Below are 331 nucleotides of genomic sequence, written 5' to 3'. Positions count from 1 at the left end.
CGCCAGGTCGGTCGGCGACAGCTCGGGCCGCCCCTCGACGTCGGCGAGCAGCCGCCCGGCCTGGGCGCGCAGCGCGTCGGTGTTCTTGCCGGAGAGCACCCACGGCAGAACGGACGGCTGGGCGACCGGGGCGGTGGGAGCCTCCTCCGGTTCGGGTTCAGGGGCCTGCTCGATGATGGTGTGCGCATTGGTGCCGCTGAAGCCGAACGAGGAGACCGCCGCCCGCCGGGGACGACCCGACTCCGGCCACTCCACCGACTCCTGCAACAACGACACCGCACCCGCCGACCAGTCGATATGCGGCGACGGCTCCTGAGCGTGCAACGTCCGC

The 331-nt window shown here is 72.8% G+C and carries 1 protein-coding gene; it reads right to left on the bottom strand.

Features of this window, described 5'->3' with window-relative positions:
• Window positions 1–331 (bottom strand): ketoacyl-synthetase C-terminal extension domain-containing protein (locus KN815_RS47550; RefSeq protein ID WP_216347983.1); only part of this gene is annotated, 331 nt, incomplete at both ends.

The sequence above is a fragment of the Streptomyces niphimycinicus genome, from assembly GCF_018883605.1.
Classification (GTDB): Bacteria; Actinomycetota; Actinomycetes; order Streptomycetales; family Streptomycetaceae; genus Streptomyces; species Streptomyces niphimycinicus.
The sequence above is the reverse complement of the archived record's forward strand: the minus strand, read 5'-3'. Positions and strand labels throughout refer to the sequence as shown.